Source organism: Roseisalinus antarcticus, from assembly GCF_900172355.1.
In the GTDB taxonomy this organism is placed as follows: domain Bacteria; phylum Pseudomonadota; class Alphaproteobacteria; order Rhodobacterales; family Rhodobacteraceae; genus Oceanicola; species Oceanicola antarcticus_A.
The window spans coordinates 179,504-194,084 of record NZ_FWFZ01000003.1 but is presented as its reverse complement, the minus strand read 5'-3'; the positions used below and the strand labels follow the sequence as shown (position 1 = coordinate 194,084).

The following is a 14,581-nucleotide window of genomic DNA, read 5'->3' as shown; positions in this document are numbered from 1 at the left end:
GGGTCAAGCGCAAAATGTCCAGTATTGCATCCGGATAGCGACAACGGCCCCAGGGGCAGGGGCTGCGGCAGGCAGGTGGCGGCCGCCCCCGGCGGGGGCGACCTGTCCAGGCGGCGCGACCCGGCGTCAGGCGGCGCGGGCCGGGCCTGCGACCTCGGCCAGAAGCTGCGCGTTGCCGCCCGCGGCCGTGGTGTCGACGCAGACGTGGCGTTCGTGGCAGGCGTGGCCCACGTCGGGGGCATTGGTCACCAGCGCCACGAGCGGGCCGTCCCGCTCGGCCAGGGCAAGGTCGTGGGCGCGGGCCTCGTCCTCGTTGCCCCACCACAGGACTGCCGCGATCCGGGGCAGCCTGCTGAGGGCCTCGGGCGCCACGTGGCCCCTGGCGCGGATCGCGACGCCGCCCATGGCCTCGATGGCGCGGGCCTGGGCCTCGACGGCATCCGACCCGGGGCCAAGGCACAGGACCGGACCGCGCGGACGCAGGGTCAGGCGGTTGGACTCGCCCGTGGGGCCGGGCAGATCACTGGTGCTCACCGAGGCGCCTTCGGGGGCATCGGTCAGGGCCCGTGAGAGCCGTGAGGCATCGTCCGCATTGGCCCATTCGACGCCGGCAAGGGGGGCGGGTGCGGGGCGGAACCGCGGCAGGTAATTGGGTCCGCCGGCCTTGGGCCCGGTGCCCGACAGCCCCTCGCCGCCGAACGGCTGGCTGCCGACGATGGCGCCGATCTGGTTGCGGTTGACGTAGACATTGCCGACGGCGACGGCGTCCACGATCTCTTGCACGCGGTCGTCGATCCGGGTGTGCAGCCCGAAGGTCAGCCCGTAGCCGGTCGCGTTCACAGCGGCGACTACCTTGTCGGTCTCTTCGGCCTTGAAGGTTGCGACATGCAGGACCGGGCCGAAGATCTCGCGCTCCATCTCCGAGATGCCTTTGACCCTGAGCAGGGTCGGCGGCACGAATGTCCCTTCCGACGGCGCATCGAGCTGATGCAGAAGGCGACCTTCGGCGCGGGCTTTCTCGATGTAGGTCGTGATCTCGGACTGCGCGTCGCTGTCGATCACCGGGCCCACGTCCGTTTCGCGCCGCCAGGGGTTGCCCATCAGCAGCGTGTCCATCGCGCCCTTGAGCATCGTGATCAGCTTCGGCGCGATATCCTCCTGGACATAGAGGCAGCGCAGGGCGGAACAGCGCTGACCCGCCGACTGGAACGAGGCGGCCAGGATGTCGCGCACCGCGTGTTCGGGCAGGGCGGTGCTGTCGACGATCATCGCGTTCAGCCCGCCGGTCTCGGCCACGAGCGGAGTGCCGGGCCGCCCGGTCTTGGCGAGGCTTGCGCGGATCTTGCGGGCCACCTCGGTGGAGCCGGTAAAGGCCACGCCCGCCAGCGCACCGGACGAGACCAGCTGCGCCCCGGTCCCGCCATCGCCGGGCAGAAGCTGGATCGCAGAGGCCGGCACGCCGGCGCCGTGCATCAGCGCCACGGCGCGGGCGGCGATGAGGGGGGTCTGCTCGGCGGGTTTGGCGATGACCGCATTGCCCTTGGCCAGGGCCGCCGCGATCTGGCCGGTGAAAATGGCCAGCGGAAAGTTCCAGGGCGAAATGCAGGTCCAGATCCCCGCATCGCCGCCGGCATCGCTGCCATGCACAGCGTAGTAGCGCAGGAAGTCGACGGCCTCGCGGACCTCTCCGATCGCATCGGGCAGGGTCTTGCCGGCCTCGCGGTGCAGGATCGCGAACAGCTCGGGCGCGTTGGCCTCGTAGGCGTCGGCGACCGCGTTGAGGGCCGCGGCGCGGTCCGCCACCGGGGCGTCCCAGGGCTTTGCCGCGCCAAGCGCGTCCTGCACATCGGCGGGCGTGGCCCAGGCGATCGTGCCGACGATATCCGAGGGATCGGCCGGGTTCGCGAGCTCGCTTTGCGGCCGGTCGTCGACGCCCTGCGGCGCGGCGGCCCAGCGGTGGTCGGCAAAGGTGCTGCGGGCCGCGTCCAGCTCGGCGAAGGTCGGCCGGTGGGTCAGGTCCCAGCCGCGCGAATTGACCCGTTCGGGCGCGAAAAGCTCTGGGCCGGTGGCGAGCGTGGTGCCCTTGCCCAGCTCGGCGAAGGGGTCCGATGCCACGACTTCGGGCGGCACGGTCTTGTCCACGATCTGGTTGACGAAGGAGGAGTTGGCGCCGTTCTCGAGCAACCGGCGCACCAGGTAGGCCAGCAGGTCCTCGTGGGCGCCGACGGGCGCATAGATCCGGTGGCTCGTCTTGTTCGAGTTCAGCAGCAGGCCGTGCAGGGTCTCGCCCATTCCGTGCAGGCGCTGAAATTCCCAGGCGCTCTTGGGCAGGCCCTTCGCCATGTGCAGGATCGCGGCCATGGTATGGGCGTTGTGGGTCGCGAACTGCGGGTAGATCCGGTCCGTCAGGCCGAGCAGCTTGCGCGCGTTGGCGATGTAGCTGACATCCGTCGCGGGCTTGGAGGTGAAGACCGGAAAGGCCGGCAGGCCCTCGACCTGGGTGCGCTTCACCTCGGCATCCCAGTAGGCGCCCTTCACCAGCCGCAGCATGATGCGCCGATTCGTGCGGGTCGCGAGGTCATGGGCCCAGTCGATCACGTGGCTGGTGCGCTGCCCGTAGGCCTGCACCACGATCCCGAACCCCTCCCAGCCCGAGAGCCGCCTGTCGGTCAGGGCTGCCTCGATCACGTCCAGCGACAGCGCCAGGCGGTCCGCCTCCTCGGCGTCGATGTTCAGCCCCATGTTCGATTTTGCGGCCTGGGCGCAGAGATCGGCCAACCGCGGCGCCAGATCGCTCACCACGCGCTCGGCTCGGGCCTCCTCATAGCGCGGGTGCAGCGCCGACAGCTTGACCGAGATCCCGGGGTTCTGGGTCGGATCGGCGTTCTTGGCCGCCTTGCCGATCGCGGCGATGGCCTGCGAATAGCTCTGCTGATAGCGGTCGGCGTCGGCCTGGGTGCGGGCGGCCTCGCCCAGCATGTCATAGCTGTAGGTATAGCCCTTGGCCTCCATCTTCGCGGCGCGCTCCATCGCGCGCTTGATGCCCTCGCCCAGAACGAACTGCCGGCCCATCTCGCGCATGGCGCGGCCCACGGCCTTGCGGATCACCGGCTCTCCCAGCCGTTTGACGGCGCCGCGCAGGGCCCGGAACGGCGCGGGGCGATCCTCGTCCAGCACCCGGCCCGTTAGCATCAGCGCCCAGGTCGAGGCGTTGACCAGCGAGGAGGACGAATGGCCCAGATGCCTGCCCCAGTCCGAGGGGGCGATCTTGTCCTCGATCAGCGCGTCGATCGTCTCGGCATCGGGCACTCGCAACAGGGCCTCGGCCAGACACATCAGCGCGATGCCTTCGTCGGTGGACAGACCGTATTCGGCAAGAAACACCTCCATCAGGCCGGGCCGGCCGGTGGCGCGGATGTCACGCACAAGCGCCGCGCCCCGCGAACAGATCGCGGCCCGGTCGGCGGTGTCCAGATCCGCAAGCCTCGTCAGGCGCTCCAGAGTCGCGGCGGGATCGGCATAGGTCGCGGCGTTGATCCGGGCCCGCAGGTCGGCGGTGTCGTCGCTCGTCATGGCTGACTCCTCTCAGGTTTCCCACTTCATATCCGGGAATGGGCAGGACATTCGACCGATTACTGGATAAATTCGGCCAAACCGACCGAACATCGCGGGAGTTGCGGGATGAATGATCACTTGGCTCTCGACCGTTTCGATCGGTCGATCCTCGCTGTGCTCGAGGTGGATGGCCGCATCAGCCTCACCGACCTGGCCCGCCGGATCGGACTGACCAAATCGCCGACGCAGGCCCGCCTGAAGCGCATGGAGGAAAGCGGCGTGATCCGCGGCTACCGCGCCATCGTCGATCCGATCCGGCTGGGCCGGGACCATGTGGCTTTCGTCGAGGTCAAGCTCCGCGACACCCGCGAGGCCGCCCTCTCTGCCTTCAACGCCCGGGCCCTGAAGGTGCCGGAAATCGAGCAATGCCACCTGATCGCTGGGGATTTCGACTATCTGCTCAAGGTCCGGACAAGCTCCATGGGGGCATACCGGTCGGTCCTTGCCGAAACGATCTCGACCCTGCCGCACGTGGCCCATACCTCGACCTACGTGGCGATGCAGGCGGTCAAGGACGACGGATTGACGGTCTCGTGACTTGACCATGCGTCATCGGCCGCCACCTTTAGGCCATGCGATCCTTTCTTGCCTCCCTCCCGCTTCTCCTCGGCACGACGCTCCCCGCGCTGGCGTCGGACTGCCCGGCCGCCACCGATCACAGCGTGGAACTCGACGGGATCATCGCCGAAATCCAATCCGCCCCGGACGAGATGACCGCCCGCCGGCTCTCCAATGGCCTGTGGGAGCTCTGGACCGACGCCCCCGATGCGCAGGCCCAGGACCTGCTCGGCCGTGGCATGGCCCTGCGCGAGCAATACGCCTTCCTGGAATCGCGCGAGGTTCTCACCGACCTGATCGAATATTGCCCGGACTACGCCGAGGGCTACAACCAACGCGCCTTTTCCAGCTTCCTGCGCCGGGATTTCGACAGCGCCCTCTGGGATCTCGACCGCGCGCTGGAGATCAACCCGCGCCACGTCGCCGCCCTTTCGGGCCGCGCCCTCACTCTCATGGGCCTCGGCCGCGACGAAGAGGCCCAGGCCACTCTGCGTGCCGCCCTGGAGCTGAACCCCTGGCTGTCCGAACGCAGCCTGCTGAAAGAGCCTCCGGGACAGGACATCTGATCTTCATCTTGGCCGAAAAACTCCCGCCGGAGGCTCCCACCCCCCGAAACCGGTCCCGCGGCCGCCGATCTGGCCCCGCCCGCTCAAGACGCCCCCGGCCCTCCCTTGCCGTTTGCCGCCAGCCGCTTAAAAGACAAGGCCGGGCCCGCGTGGTGGAATGGTAGACACAGGGGACTTAAAATCCCTAGGCCGAAAGGCCGTGCGAGTTCGACTCTCGCCGCGGGCACCATATCGCACCGGTGCGCAGCGCCCCGCCCTGACGGGCGAACCCGAACAGGGGCCGCCGCACCGGTCCGCCTGAATGGTTTTCAGAATCTGACCGGTTTTCGGGCCGCGTTGCGACTTGATTGCGCATTAAGCCGCCGCCAGGCGCAAACCCGCCCGTAGGCCTTCGCGCTGTGTTTCAAACGGCGCCAGTCTCTACTCAGGAAAGGGGCGTGACCCGCCGGACCCCGATCCGGGCACCCCCGGTCGGGCATTTGGCGGGGCCCTTGACAGCCGAAGTGGACGTTGCCGTGGAGGCTCTGCTGTTTCTCGTGGACGCCGCCCTCGTGGCCGGCCTGGCCTGCTGGATGATCGTGGCGGTCGCCGACAACTGGCGCCACCCGCGCATGAACGAGGACGGGGTCGCCATGGTCGTCCGGCTCGACGATTTGGCGCGGGACTATCCCGAAGACTACAAGATGATCGCCCATCGCCCATCGCCCATCGCCGCATCGACGATCCGGCCGTGATCCGGCGGATGTTCCGCGCCATCCGGCTGGCCGAGACCGTGGCGTCGGTGGCCCTGTCCGTCTCCGCCCTGCTGCTGGTTCTCGCGGCGCTGGGGCCGTTCCCGGCGCGGTCGCGTCCGGCGCCGGGATCGTGGCCGTGACGTTCTTCACCTCGATCTGGGCGGGCTTCGTGATCGGCGGGAATTACTTCCTGTACTGGTATTGCCACCAATGGTCCCAGTCGAACCACTTCAGTTTCATGTACTGGGGGTTCTTCGTCCTGCTCGTCCTGCTGTCCTAGACCGTGCGCCCCGCGCCACGACGGGCACGGGACGCGCGGGGCAGAGTATCAGCCGTCGATCCGCACGGCCGAGAGCGCGATGGCCTGCTGATAGACCGTCGCCGCGTTCCACTCGTTCAGCACTCGGAAATTTCTGGTGCCCTCCTGATAGGGCTGCCCCGGTTGCCAGCCCTTCTGGCGCAGGAAATTGGCAGTGGAGGCCAGCGCATCGGCGGTGCTGTAAAGGTCGACGCGGCCATCGCCATTGGCGTCCACGCCATATTGCAGGGCGTTGCCGGGCAGGAACTGGGTATGGCCCAGCTCGCCATGGGCGGCGCCGCGCTGGCCGTTGGTCAGCATGCCGCGGTCGACCATGACAAGCGCCGCAAGCGCGTGCGGGGTGAAAAACGAGGCACGCCGGCAATCATAGGCCACGGTCGTGATGGAATCGACGACCGGCGTGTTTCCCATGGTCCGGCCAAAGCCGGTCTCCATGCCCCAGATCGCCAGCAGAATGCCTGAGGGCACGCCATAGGCCTGCTCGAGCGAGGCGAAGAAGGCGGCATTGGCGTTCTTGCGCTGCCGGGCCTGGCTCGCGAAACTGTCGAGAGAGCCAAGCCGGATGCGGATGAAGTCGTTCAGCGCGTAGCGCACGCCGCGCTGGTTGCGGTCCGCGCTGATGGTCGAGGTCGAGTAGTTCGCCGCGGCCAGCGCCTGTAGCCCCCTCTGGCCGACACCCGCCGCCGCCGCTTCCTGGGCGAATTCCTGCTTCCATCGGCTGAATCCGCCGGAGTCGTTGCCGCAGGTCGCAGCCTGGGCGGCCGAGGTGGCAAAAAGGGCGAATACGAAGGCAAGGCGGCGCATGGCAAGCTCCTCAAATGATCATCCGGCAAACGCTAGCATGGGTTGCAGGGCCGATCCAGCGGCCGGATATCCCCTTTCGCGCAGAGACTTGCCGCCCGCGCGGGCCCGGCTGCATGCGGCCGCGGGCGCCCCGCTAGCCGGCCGGGTCGAAAACTTCCGCCAAGGCGGTCAGGGCGGCGCGGATCGGCGGGTCGTGCCGGGCGTCATGGTGGCTGACCAGCCAGCGGTCATGGGCCAGCTCGGGGATCGGCGGCTCTACCGCGACCAGGGCGGGTTCGTGCACGGCGATCTCGTCGGGCAGGGCGATGCGCCCCAGCCCTGAAAGCGCCAGGTCGAGGCAGGCCCGGGGGTCGGAGGCGGTCGTCACGATCTCGTCCCGACGGTTGTCCCGGATCCAGCGCTGCGACGGGGTCGCGTCGCCGTCGCGCGACGTCGCCAGATAGCCGGTGACCTCCGGCGAAATGGCATAGATAGAGACCGTGACCCGCCCCGCGCGGCGCCGGGCGAGCCAGGGCTGGTCCGGCTCGGTGTTGCGAATGCCGATGTCGGCCTCGCGCCGGGCGATGTCGATCATCGTGCTGGTCGGCAGGAACTCCGGCACCCAGGGTGCGCCGGGCGCCCAGTAGTCGCGGATCCGGCGGGCCAGCAGGTGCGTCGTCCAGACCCCGGCGGTGATCCGGACCCGGGCGCGGTCGGGGTCCGAGAGCCAGCGGGACACCCGGCGGGAGATGCCGCGCAGATCGCCGGCCTCCTCGGCCAGCCGTCGCCCCTCGGCGGTCAACTTGTAGCCCGAGGCGCCCCGCAGAAACAGCCGCCGGCCCAGCGTCCGCTCCAGCGCAGTCATCCGGCGCGACAGGGTCGGCAGCGGCGTCCCGGTCTGGCTCGCCGCGGCGGTCAGGCTGCCCGCGTCCGCGACGGCGAGAAACAGCGCGAGGTCGTCGAGGCTTGGCGCATCTTTCATTTTTGAAAGTCTAGTTCGGATTGCGGCAGATATTCAAGCGCCGCGGCCAGGTCCACGTTGGGGGCATCCAAAGATTGCTTTCAGGAGAGAGAGATGACCCACAACATCATTCCCGTCCATTTCGCGACCGCAACGCGCACAGAGGAAGAGAGGATCTTTGCCGCCCGCCTGGAGAGCCAGCGCAAATGGGCCCGCCGTCGGCGGCTTTTGCGGCTGCGGGCGGCGGTCCGGGGCCGCACGGGCCGCGCCCGGTGGCCGCTTGCCGCGCGGGTCCGGGGCCGGGGCTATGCCCGGGTGCCCGCGAACCTCGCCGCCCAGTCGTCGCGCTGATCGTCGGTGATCTTGTCGAACAGGTTGTCGGGCACCGAGAAGGCATGCCCGGCGGGCAGCGCGGTCACCGCCGCCGCCACGTCGCCCGGCCAGTCGGTGTCGAGCGTGTTCATCGCCGACAGCATCCGCGCGGCGGTCGTGGGGATGAACGGCGCCGAGAGCACGGCATAGAGCCGGATCAGGTTCAGCGCGAAGCGGATCTGGCTCGCCGCGAGGTCGGAGTCGGTCTTGAAGGTCGACCAGGGGGCGGCCTCCTGCAGGTATTCGTTGCCCCAGGCCCAGAGCCCGCGCAGGGTGGCGGCCGCGCGGCGCACCTCCATCGCGTCCATCTGGCGCTCGTAGGAGCGCAGCTTTTCGGCCAGCTCGGCCAGCGCGTCGTCGTCCACCGGCAGGGGCGGACCGCCCGACGGGACCTCTTCGCCGAACTTGGAGCGGCAGAACTTGGTCACCCGGCTGACGAAATTGCCCAGCACATCGGACAGGTCCTTGTTCACGTCAGTCTGGAACGCCTCCCAGGTGAACTCGGAATCGCTGGTCTCGGGGGCGCGGGACAGCAGCCACCAGCGCCAGTAATCCGCCGGCAGGATCTCCAGCGCCTGGTCCATGAAGACGCCGCGCCCGCGCGAGGTGCTGAACTGGCCGCCGTCGTAATTGAGGTAGTTGAACGACTTGATGTAGTCGACCAGCTTCCAGGGCTCGCGGCTGCCCAGGATCGTCGCGGGGAAGGACAGGGTGTGGAACGGAACGTTGTCCTTGCCCATGAACTGGGTGTAGGTCACGTCGTCCGCGCCCTTGTCGGTGCGCCACCACCGCTCCCAATCGTCGCCCTTGCCCGCATCGACCCATTCCTGGGCGCAGGCGATGTATTCGATCGGCGCGTCGAACCAGACGTAGAAGACCTTGCCCTCCATCCCCGGCCAGTCCGCGTCGCCGCGCTTGACCGGCACGCCCCAGTCGAGGTCGCGGGTGATGCCGCGATCCTGCAGCCCGTCGCCGTCGTTCAGCCATTTCTTCGCGATCGAGGTGGTCAGCACCGGCCAGTCGGTCTTGCTGTCGATCCAGGCCTCGAGCTCGTCCTTCATCGCGGACTGACGCAGATAGAGATGCTTGGTCTCGCGCATCTCCAGGTCCGTGCTGCCCGAAATGGTCGAGTAGGCGTCGATCAGGTCGACGGGGTCGAGCTGCTTTGTGCAATTGTCGCACTGGTCGCCGCGCGCACCCTCGAAGCCGCAATTGGGGCAGGTGCCCTCGATGTAGCGGTCGGGCAGGAAACGCCCGTCGGCAGGGGAATACATCTGCGTTTCAGACACTTCGCGGATCAGCCCCTGGTCGGCCAGAACGCCGGCGAAATGCTGGGTCATGTGCCGGTTCTGAGACGAGGACGAACGCCCGAAATGATCGAACGACAGCCCGAAGCCATCGGCCAGCTTCGCCTGCACCTCCCACATCTCGGCGCAGTATTCGGCCACGGGCTTGCCCGCCTTCTGGGCCGCGATCTCGGCGGGGGTGCCGTGTTCGTCGGTGGCGCAGAGAAACAGAACCTCGTGCCCCCGGCCCCGCAGATACCGCGCATAGAGGTCGGCGGGAAGCTGGCTGCCGACGAGGTTGCCGAGGTGCTTGATCCCATTGATGTAGGGAATGGCGGAGGTGATGAGATGGCGGGCCATGGTGTTCCTGTCGTCTGAATCGCCCCTCCTCTAGCGCCCGGCGGCCGAAAGGGCCAGTCAGTCGCTGTCACTGCCGGGGGGCTGCCGGTCTCGGTCGCGGCTGAACAGCCGGCCCACGGTGAAGGTCGTGCGCGGGGCCCAGACATAGGCGGTGCGCCGTTCGGGGGCCGCGCGGCTGCGTATCCGGGCCAGGCCGAAGATCACCAGCAGGATATGGGCGAGCGAGATGAACCCGAACAGCGCCGACGGCCCGAAGGCCGAGATCAGCGCCGAGGTCAGCAGCGGAGCGGCGATCGCGCCGACGGCGAACCAGAACATCAGCGCGGCCGAAAGCTCCACCCGTTCGTCGGAGGTGGCGAAGTCATGGGCATGGGAGGCGGCGACCGAGTAGATCGGAAAGCTCGTCGCCCCGAACAGCGCCGAGGTCAGCAGGATCGCCCCCGTGCCGGACCCGGTGGCGGCAACCGTGATCGCGCAGGCCCCGACCGAGGCTATCGACAGCCAGATCAGGACCCAGCGCCGGTCATAGCGGTCGGCGAGCCACCCGGCCGGGAATTGCGCCAGCGCCCCGCCACCGACCCAGGCGGCCAGGAAGATCCCGATCTGGTCGGCGCTGAGGCCCACCTCCTGCCCGTAGACCGGCCCGACCATCCGGAACGAGGCGGATGTCACGGCCGCAGCGAGCACGCCGGTGACCGCCAGGGGCGAGCGGGCATAGGCCAGCGCCGGCCGCAGGCGGGGGGCCCGGGGCATTTCGGGCTGGTTCGAGCGGGTGACCATCAGCGGAAACAGGGCGCAACAGCCCAGCAGGGCCAGAATGTTGTAGGCCACGTAGGTTTCGACATCCGCGAGCGCCCCGATCATCAACTGGGCGGTCATGGCCGCGCCCATGTCGACGACGCGGTAAAGGCCCATGGTCCGCCCGCGCGTCTCGTTCGTCACGCGCGCCTGCAGCCAGGCCTCGATCACCGTGTAGGCGCCCGCCACGCACAATCCCGAGGCGATGCGCAGCACCGCCCAGGCGTAGGGCGAAAACAGCAGCGTATGGGCGATCAGCCCGATGACGCCGAGCGCGGTGAAGGTCGCGAAACTGCGCGCGTGGCCGACAGCGCCCATGAGGCGCGGGGCCATCCAGCACCCCAGGAAGAAGCCCACGAAATGCGCCGAGCCCAGCAAGCCGACCTCGGATCTGGAGAACCCGCCCGCCAGCCCGGTCAGCGCGTCAAGCGGTCCCAGTCCCCCGGACGAGAGCTGAAGCAGGGCCACCGACAGGAACAGGGCCGCGAAGGAGACGAGCGTGCGCATGAGCAGGTCCTTGCAACGGACCGCCCCGCGCGTCCATGGCGAGACCAACCGTTTTGCAGGATCAATCAGTCCGACGCATCCGCGGCGGCGTCAACCGAGAAGAAGAAAGCCGATCAGGGCCACCACCGCGCCGATTCCGCCCCAAAGGCGCAGCTTTCGCCGCAGGCGCTGACGGTGCTGGTCCTCGAGCCACGCAAGTTTCCATCGCTGAATGGCGTGGCGATTTTCGTGCATGAAGGCTTCCATCGGCGCAATCGCCTTCTGGATACCGCGCAGTTCCGCCTTCTGCCCGGGCCCGAGCAGCGTTCCGGCAAGCGCCTTGTCCATGGCCGCCGTCGACTCGGTGATCTGGAATTGGGGGAGCAAGCCACTGCTTGGACCTTTGGCAATCAGGACTTTCAAACGGTCGGTTTCTGCGGATGTAGGCGGCTTGTTCGAAAGCCCGACGATTCCTGCGGCCTGAGCCGCGAAATTCCGGGAAGTGAACGTTTCCATGCCCCTCCAATGTGACAGGACTTCCTGCCGAAAATCGCGATATACCGGCACGGCTGTCGCAGCAGGCGGCGGGGCCGCGGCGGTTGGCGCTGACGCCGCCGCCGCCGCCGCGGTCCGTGCGTCCCGCTGGCGTTTCTGGTGGTACTCATGGGACCCGGCCGCGCTTGCCATCGTCTCGATTCCGCCCGGACCGATCGTCGGCAGGCCTTGACTGGCCTGTGCGTATTGGCTGATCTGGTCCTTGGTCATCCGGCCATCTCTCCGAACTGAACATGAGGCCATGATGCGACAGGTTCCTAGCGCAGATCAACTTCCGTCAATCGCTGTCGGTGTCCGTCGCGGCGCCGCGCGATGCGCCCGGCTGGCTTCGGGAGCCCTGGTGGCATTGATGGCTGTCGCAGCGGGACCCGTTGCCGCGCAGGTAGGCGGGCAGGAGCGGCTCGTCCTGTCGCTCTCCAACCTCGTCGACAGCAACCGCACCGAGGATTTCGAAGCCTGGGTCGCCGCCTTCCGCAAGGCGGTCGAGCAGATGCCGGCCGAAGCGATGTCGGACGCCGAACGCTGCGCTTTTGCCGGATTTTCGGTGATCGCGGGCGCACCCGAGGGGCAGAGCACGCCCTATTACTTCGTCTTCGACCCGTTCCTGCCCGAGGTGAACTACGCGTTGAGAGACATCCTGACGGCGGCGATCGGGCGCGAACAGGCCGGTGCGGCGATGGGCGCCTACGACGACATGGTGGCAGCCCAGGAGCTGCACATCCAGGGCCGCCGGATCGGCCCCGGCCCGGCGCTGCCGGAGCCCTGTCAGCGCTGAGCGGCTTGCCCTTCCGGATCGTCGGGCTAGGGTCGCCGAAACGCGAGATTTTCGAGGGATAGCATGAAGACGATCGAACTCGGCCGCACCGGCATCGAGGTGACGGACTGGTGCCTTGGCACCATGACATTCGGCAACCAGACACCCGAGGACGACGCACACGCGCAGATCGACCGGGCGCTGGACGCGGGCATCAACTTCATGGACTGCGCCGAGATGTATCCGGTCAACCCGGTCGCCAAGGAGACCGCGGGCCGCTCGGAGGAGTTTCTGGGCACCTGGTTCGCCAAGACCGGCAAGCGCGACAAATGGGTGCTGGCGACCAAGGTCTCGGGGCCGAACCCGGGTTTTGTCCGCGAGGGCCGCGGCTATGACGGGCCGACGATCCTCGAGGCGGTGGACGCCTCGCTCAAGCGGCTGCAGACCGACTACATCGACCTCTACCAATTGCACTGGCCGGTGCGCGGTTCCTATCACTTCCGCCAGATGTGGGGCTTTGATCCGTCCGCGCAGGACCCGGTCAAGACCGAGGCGCATATGCTGGACGTGCTGGGCGCGATGGACGAGGTCATCAAGGCCGGCAAGGTCCGCGCCTTCGGCCTGTCCAACGAAACCTGCTGGGGCACCAGCCAATGGCTTCGGCTTGCGGCGGCCAACGGCCTGCCGCGCGTGGCCTCGATTCAGAACGAATACTCGCTGCTTTGCCGCTATTACGACACCGACCTTGCGGAACTGGGCGTCAACGAGGACGTGACGCTGCTGTCCTATTCACCTCTCGCGGCCGGTCTGCTGACGGGCAAGTACCGCAACGGCGCGGTGCCCGAAGGCAGCCGGATGGCGATTGGCGGCCCGCTGGCCGGGCGCGCGACCGACCGCGCCCATGCCGCCGTCGAGGCCTACAAGGCCGTGGCCGACAAGCACGGGCTTGACCTCGCGCAAATGTCGCTGTCCTGGCAATTGACGCGGCCGTTCCCGGTTTCGGTCATCCTCGGCGCCACCACGGAGCCGCAGCTTGCCCATGACATCGGCAACCTCGACCTGGACCTGCCCGACGCGGTGCTGGCCGATATCGACGAGACCCACAAGGCGCACCCTCTGCCGTTCTGACGGCGCCGGCCTGTGCTAGACTGGGCCGGGGTGGCTTCGGGCGAGTCGCCGTTCGTCCGATCCGGAGGCCGTATCAATGAGATCATTCGCGCTGCTGGCCATGCTCGCGCTATCGGGCTGCCTTCCTGAAACCGGCGGGCGCGGGACGCCCGCGCCGACCCTGCAGGAGCGGGCCGAATGCTCCGCCGCAGGGGGCGATGTCGTGGCCGGCGGGCTGGAGCCCTGGATTTGCGAGGTGCCGCTGCCGGACGGGGGCCAATCCTGCACACGCGGGTCCGATTGCGCCGGCTTCTGCCTGGCAGAGACGCGGACCTGCGCCCCGGTCCGGCCCTATCTGGGCTGCACCGACGTGCTGTGGGACGACGGGGAGGCCGTCACGATCTGCGTGGACTGAACCGCTAGCCGCCGGCAAGCCACTTGAGATCCGAGAGGTGGCCGGGCAGGGCGCGGTCGGCGATATCGGCCTCGCGCACCAGCTTGTCGAAATGCCGCGTGAGGGTGCGGACGCGCTCGGTGTCGCGGAACACAAGGTAGTTCGAGCCGATGTAGATCACCGCAAGCAGCGGCCCGAAGACGGTGATGGGCGCGGAATACAACCGCCTGGAATCGAACAGGAAAACACGCAGAGACGGATAAAGCTGATCGTAGAGCCGGGCCATATGCTCCAGCTGGCCCGCCCGGATCTGCCTGGGCACTCCTGCATAATAGCCCTCTCCGGCGGCGAAGGCCCGGATCTCGTGCAGGGGCAGGGCGATCTCGTAGTCCGACTGGGCCGAGCGCATCCAGTTGAGCCGGTCGAGCGATGCGCCGATGGCCTGTTCGGCCGTCCGGCCGAGGGCGGCGCCGTATTCCCAGCGGAGGAATTCCGTCGTCTTGAGCATGTCGGGCAGGTTGGCAGGAACATGCCGGATCTTGTAGCCCTCGGCCTCCCGGTGCCAGGCAAAGATCTGTTCGTCGACCAGCGCCCTTGGCGCTTCGGTCATCGTCATGGCCAGCGCAGCAAAGTCCACGGCCTGTTCGGGGTGGTTCGACAGCCCCAGCAGCCAGTCGGTCGAGACCCCTAGCACGGTGGCGCATTGCGCGGCCACATGGGCATTGGGCAGGCGGGCGCCATCCTTCAGCAATTGCGACACGGTCGAGCGGTCGACCCCTGCCTCGCGAGCCAGTTGGGACTGGTTGACACCGGATTCCGACATCGCCGCCGCAAGCCGGGTGCGGAAGAGGTCAGAACGGTCACGTTTGTCGATTATTCTCTGCATATTTGGGAATATATCGCATTCGGGGAGTTTTGTGCAGCAGAAACAGA

16 protein-coding genes and 1 tRNA gene are annotated in these 14,581 nt (G+C 68.0%); 10 read left to right on the top strand and 7 right to left on the bottom strand.

The window, feature by feature from the left end; all coding sequences use genetic code 11:
• Positions 1 to 126: 126 nt before the first annotated feature.
• The gene (putA, locus tag ROA7023_RS04785; RefSeq protein ID WP_085877877.1) at positions 127 to 3,573 is read right to left on the bottom strand and encodes a bifunctional proline dehydrogenase/L-glutamate gamma-semialdehyde dehydrogenase PutA; all 3,447 of its coding nucleotides are present in this window, start codon (positions 3,571 to 3,573) and stop codon (positions 127 to 129) included.
• Positions 3,574 to 3,681: 108 nt separating this feature from the next.
• On the opposite strand from putA, the gene ROA7023_RS04780 reads away from it, so the two are divergent.
• From ROA7023_RS04780 to ROA7023_RS24350, 6 genes are all read left to right on the top strand, one after another.
• Complete coding sequence (locus tag ROA7023_RS04780) at positions 3,682 to 4,152, top strand: Lrp/AsnC family transcriptional regulator (RefSeq protein ID WP_085877876.1); 471 nt, start codon at positions 3,682 to 3,684, stop codon at positions 4,150 to 4,152.
• Positions 4,153 to 4,187: 35 nt separating this feature from the next.
• Positions 4,188 to 4,739 (top strand): tetratricopeptide repeat protein, encoded by a 552-nt coding sequence (locus ROA7023_RS04775; RefSeq protein ID WP_085877875.1) that lies wholly within the window; start codon positions 4,188 to 4,190, stop codon positions 4,737 to 4,739.
• A gap of 143 nt (positions 4,740 to 4,882) precedes the next feature.
• Positions 4,883 to 4,968 (top strand) — tRNA-Leu (locus tag ROA7023_RS04770).
• A gap of 262 nt (positions 4,969 to 5,230) precedes the next feature.
• Positions 5,231 to 5,473: a hypothetical protein gene (locus tag ROA7023_RS04765; RefSeq protein WP_159458442.1), complete on the top strand. Its 243-nt coding sequence runs from the start codon at positions 5,231 to 5,233 to the stop codon at positions 5,471 to 5,473.
• The gene (locus tag ROA7023_RS24355) at positions 5,470 to 5,613 is read left to right on the top strand and encodes a hypothetical protein (protein WP_159458441.1); all 144 of its coding nucleotides are present in this window, start codon (positions 5,470 to 5,472) and stop codon (positions 5,611 to 5,613) included. The genes ROA7023_RS04765 and ROA7023_RS24355 overlap by 4 nt, the downstream gene beginning before the upstream one ends.
• Positions 5,610 to 5,753 carry a hypothetical protein gene (locus ROA7023_RS24350; protein ID WP_159458440.1) on the top strand — a complete coding sequence of 48 codons (144 nt, stop codon included), beginning with the start codon at positions 5,610 to 5,612 and terminating at the stop codon, positions 5,751 to 5,753. The genes ROA7023_RS24355 and ROA7023_RS24350 overlap by 4 nt, the downstream gene beginning before the upstream one ends.
• Positions 5,754 to 5,801: 48 nt before the next feature.
• On the opposite strand, the gene ROA7023_RS04755 is transcribed toward ROA7023_RS24350, so the two are convergent.
• Entirely contained in the window at positions 5,802 to 6,596 is a 795-nt protein-coding gene (locus ROA7023_RS04755; RefSeq protein ID WP_085877872.1) for a lytic murein transglycosylase, read from the bottom strand.
• 133 nt (positions 6,597 to 6,729) lie between these two features.
• On the bottom strand, positions 6,730 to 7,557 hold the full coding sequence (locus ROA7023_RS04750) for a LysR family transcriptional regulator (RefSeq protein WP_085877871.1): 828 nt from the start codon (positions 7,555 to 7,557) through the stop codon (positions 6,730 to 6,732).
• Positions 7,558 to 7,650: 93 nt separating this feature from the next.
• Between ROA7023_RS04750 and ROA7023_RS04745 the strand changes: the two genes are divergently transcribed.
• A complete protein-coding gene (locus tag ROA7023_RS04745; RefSeq protein ID WP_085877870.1) occupies positions 7,651 to 7,887 on the top strand; it encodes a hypothetical protein in 237 nt (78 codons plus the stop codon).
• Here the strand turns inward: ROA7023_RS04745 and metG are convergent.
• The 3 genes from metG to ROA7023_RS04730 form a co-directional block, all read right to left on the bottom strand.
• On the bottom strand, positions 7,842 to 9,554 hold the full coding sequence (gene metG, locus ROA7023_RS04740; protein ID WP_085877869.1) for a methionine--tRNA ligase: 1,713 nt from the start codon (positions 9,552 to 9,554) through the stop codon (positions 7,842 to 7,844). The genes ROA7023_RS04745 and metG overlap by 46 nt on opposite strands.
• A 57-nt stretch (positions 9,555 to 9,611) precedes the next feature.
• A complete protein-coding gene (locus ROA7023_RS04735; RefSeq protein ID WP_085877868.1) occupies positions 9,612 to 10,859 on the bottom strand; it encodes an MFS transporter in 1,248 nt (415 codons plus the stop codon).
• A gap of 90 nt (positions 10,860 to 10,949) precedes the next feature.
• Positions 10,950 to 11,603: a hypothetical protein gene (locus ROA7023_RS04730; RefSeq protein ID WP_085877867.1), complete on the bottom strand. Its 654-nt coding sequence runs from the start codon at positions 11,601 to 11,603 to the stop codon at positions 10,950 to 10,952.
• Between the two features lie 139 nt (positions 11,604 to 11,742).
• On the opposite strand from ROA7023_RS04730, the gene ROA7023_RS04725 reads away from it, so the two are divergent.
• The 3 genes from ROA7023_RS04725 (at position 11,743) to ROA7023_RS04715 (ending at position 13,669) form a co-directional block, all read left to right on the top strand.
• Positions 11,743 to 12,168: a hypothetical protein gene (locus ROA7023_RS04725; RefSeq protein ID WP_085877866.1), complete on the top strand. Its 426-nt coding sequence runs from the start codon at positions 11,743 to 11,745 to the stop codon at positions 12,166 to 12,168.
• 63 nt (positions 12,169 to 12,231) lie between these two features.
• Positions 12,232 to 13,275 carry an aldo/keto reductase gene (locus ROA7023_RS04720; RefSeq protein WP_085877865.1) on the top strand — a complete coding sequence of 348 codons (1,044 nt, stop codon included), beginning with the start codon at positions 12,232 to 12,234 and terminating at the stop codon, positions 13,273 to 13,275.
• A gap of 76 nt (positions 13,276 to 13,351) precedes the next feature.
• Positions 13,352 to 13,669, top strand: a complete 318-nt coding sequence (locus ROA7023_RS04715) for a hypothetical protein (RefSeq protein WP_085877864.1) — start codon at positions 13,352 to 13,354, stop codon at positions 13,667 to 13,669.
• Between the two features lie 4 nt (positions 13,670 to 13,673).
• Here the strand turns inward: ROA7023_RS04715 and ROA7023_RS04710 are convergent, their stop codons facing one another.
• Positions 13,674 to 14,534 carry a helix-turn-helix domain-containing protein gene (locus ROA7023_RS04710; protein WP_085877863.1) on the bottom strand — a complete coding sequence of 287 codons (861 nt, stop codon included), beginning with the start codon at positions 14,532 to 14,534 and terminating at the stop codon, positions 13,674 to 13,676.
• Between the last annotated feature and the right edge of the window lie 47 nt (positions 14,535 to 14,581).

Coding starts and splice junctions, on each gene's coding strand:
- putA (WP_085877877.1), bottom strand. CDS start 3,573: ATGACGAGCGACGACACCGCCGACCTGCGGGCCCGGATCAACGCCGCG.
- ROA7023_RS04780 (WP_085877876.1), top strand. CDS start 3,682: ATGAATGATCACTTGGCTCTCGACCGTTTCGATCGGTCGATCCTCGCT.
- ROA7023_RS04775 (WP_085877875.1), top strand. CDS start 4,188: ATGCGATCCTTTCTTGCCTCCCTCCCGCTTCTCCTCGGCACGACGCTC.
- ROA7023_RS04755 (WP_085877872.1), bottom strand. CDS start 6,596: ATGCGCCGCCTTGCCTTCGTATTCGCCCTTTTTGCCACCTCGGCCGCC.
- ROA7023_RS04750 (WP_085877871.1), bottom strand. CDS start 7,557: ATGAAAGATGCGCCAAGCCTCGACGACCTCGCGCTGTTTCTCGCCGTC.
- ROA7023_RS04745 (WP_085877870.1), top strand. CDS start 7,651: ATGACCCACAACATCATTCCCGTCCATTTCGCGACCGCAACGCGCACA.
- metG (WP_085877869.1), bottom strand. CDS start 9,554: ATGGCCCGCCATCTCATCACCTCCGCCATTCCCTACATCAATGGGATC.
- ROA7023_RS04735 (WP_085877868.1), bottom strand. CDS start 10,859: ATGCGCACGCTCGTCTCCTTCGCGGCCCTGTTCCTGTCGGTGGCCCTG.
- ROA7023_RS04730 (WP_085877867.1), bottom strand. CDS start 11,603: ATGACCAAGGACCAGATCAGCCAATACGCACAGGCCAGTCAAGGCCTG.
- ROA7023_RS04725 (WP_085877866.1), top strand. CDS start 11,743: ATGGCTGTCGCAGCGGGACCCGTTGCCGCGCAGGTAGGCGGGCAGGAG.
- ROA7023_RS04720 (WP_085877865.1), top strand. CDS start 12,232: ATGAAGACGATCGAACTCGGCCGCACCGGCATCGAGGTGACGGACTGG.
- ROA7023_RS04715 (WP_085877864.1), top strand. CDS start 13,352: ATGAGATCATTCGCGCTGCTGGCCATGCTCGCGCTATCGGGCTGCCTT.
- ROA7023_RS04710 (WP_085877863.1), bottom strand. CDS start 14,534: ATGCAGAGAATAATCGACAAACGTGACCGTTCTGACCTCTTCCGCACC.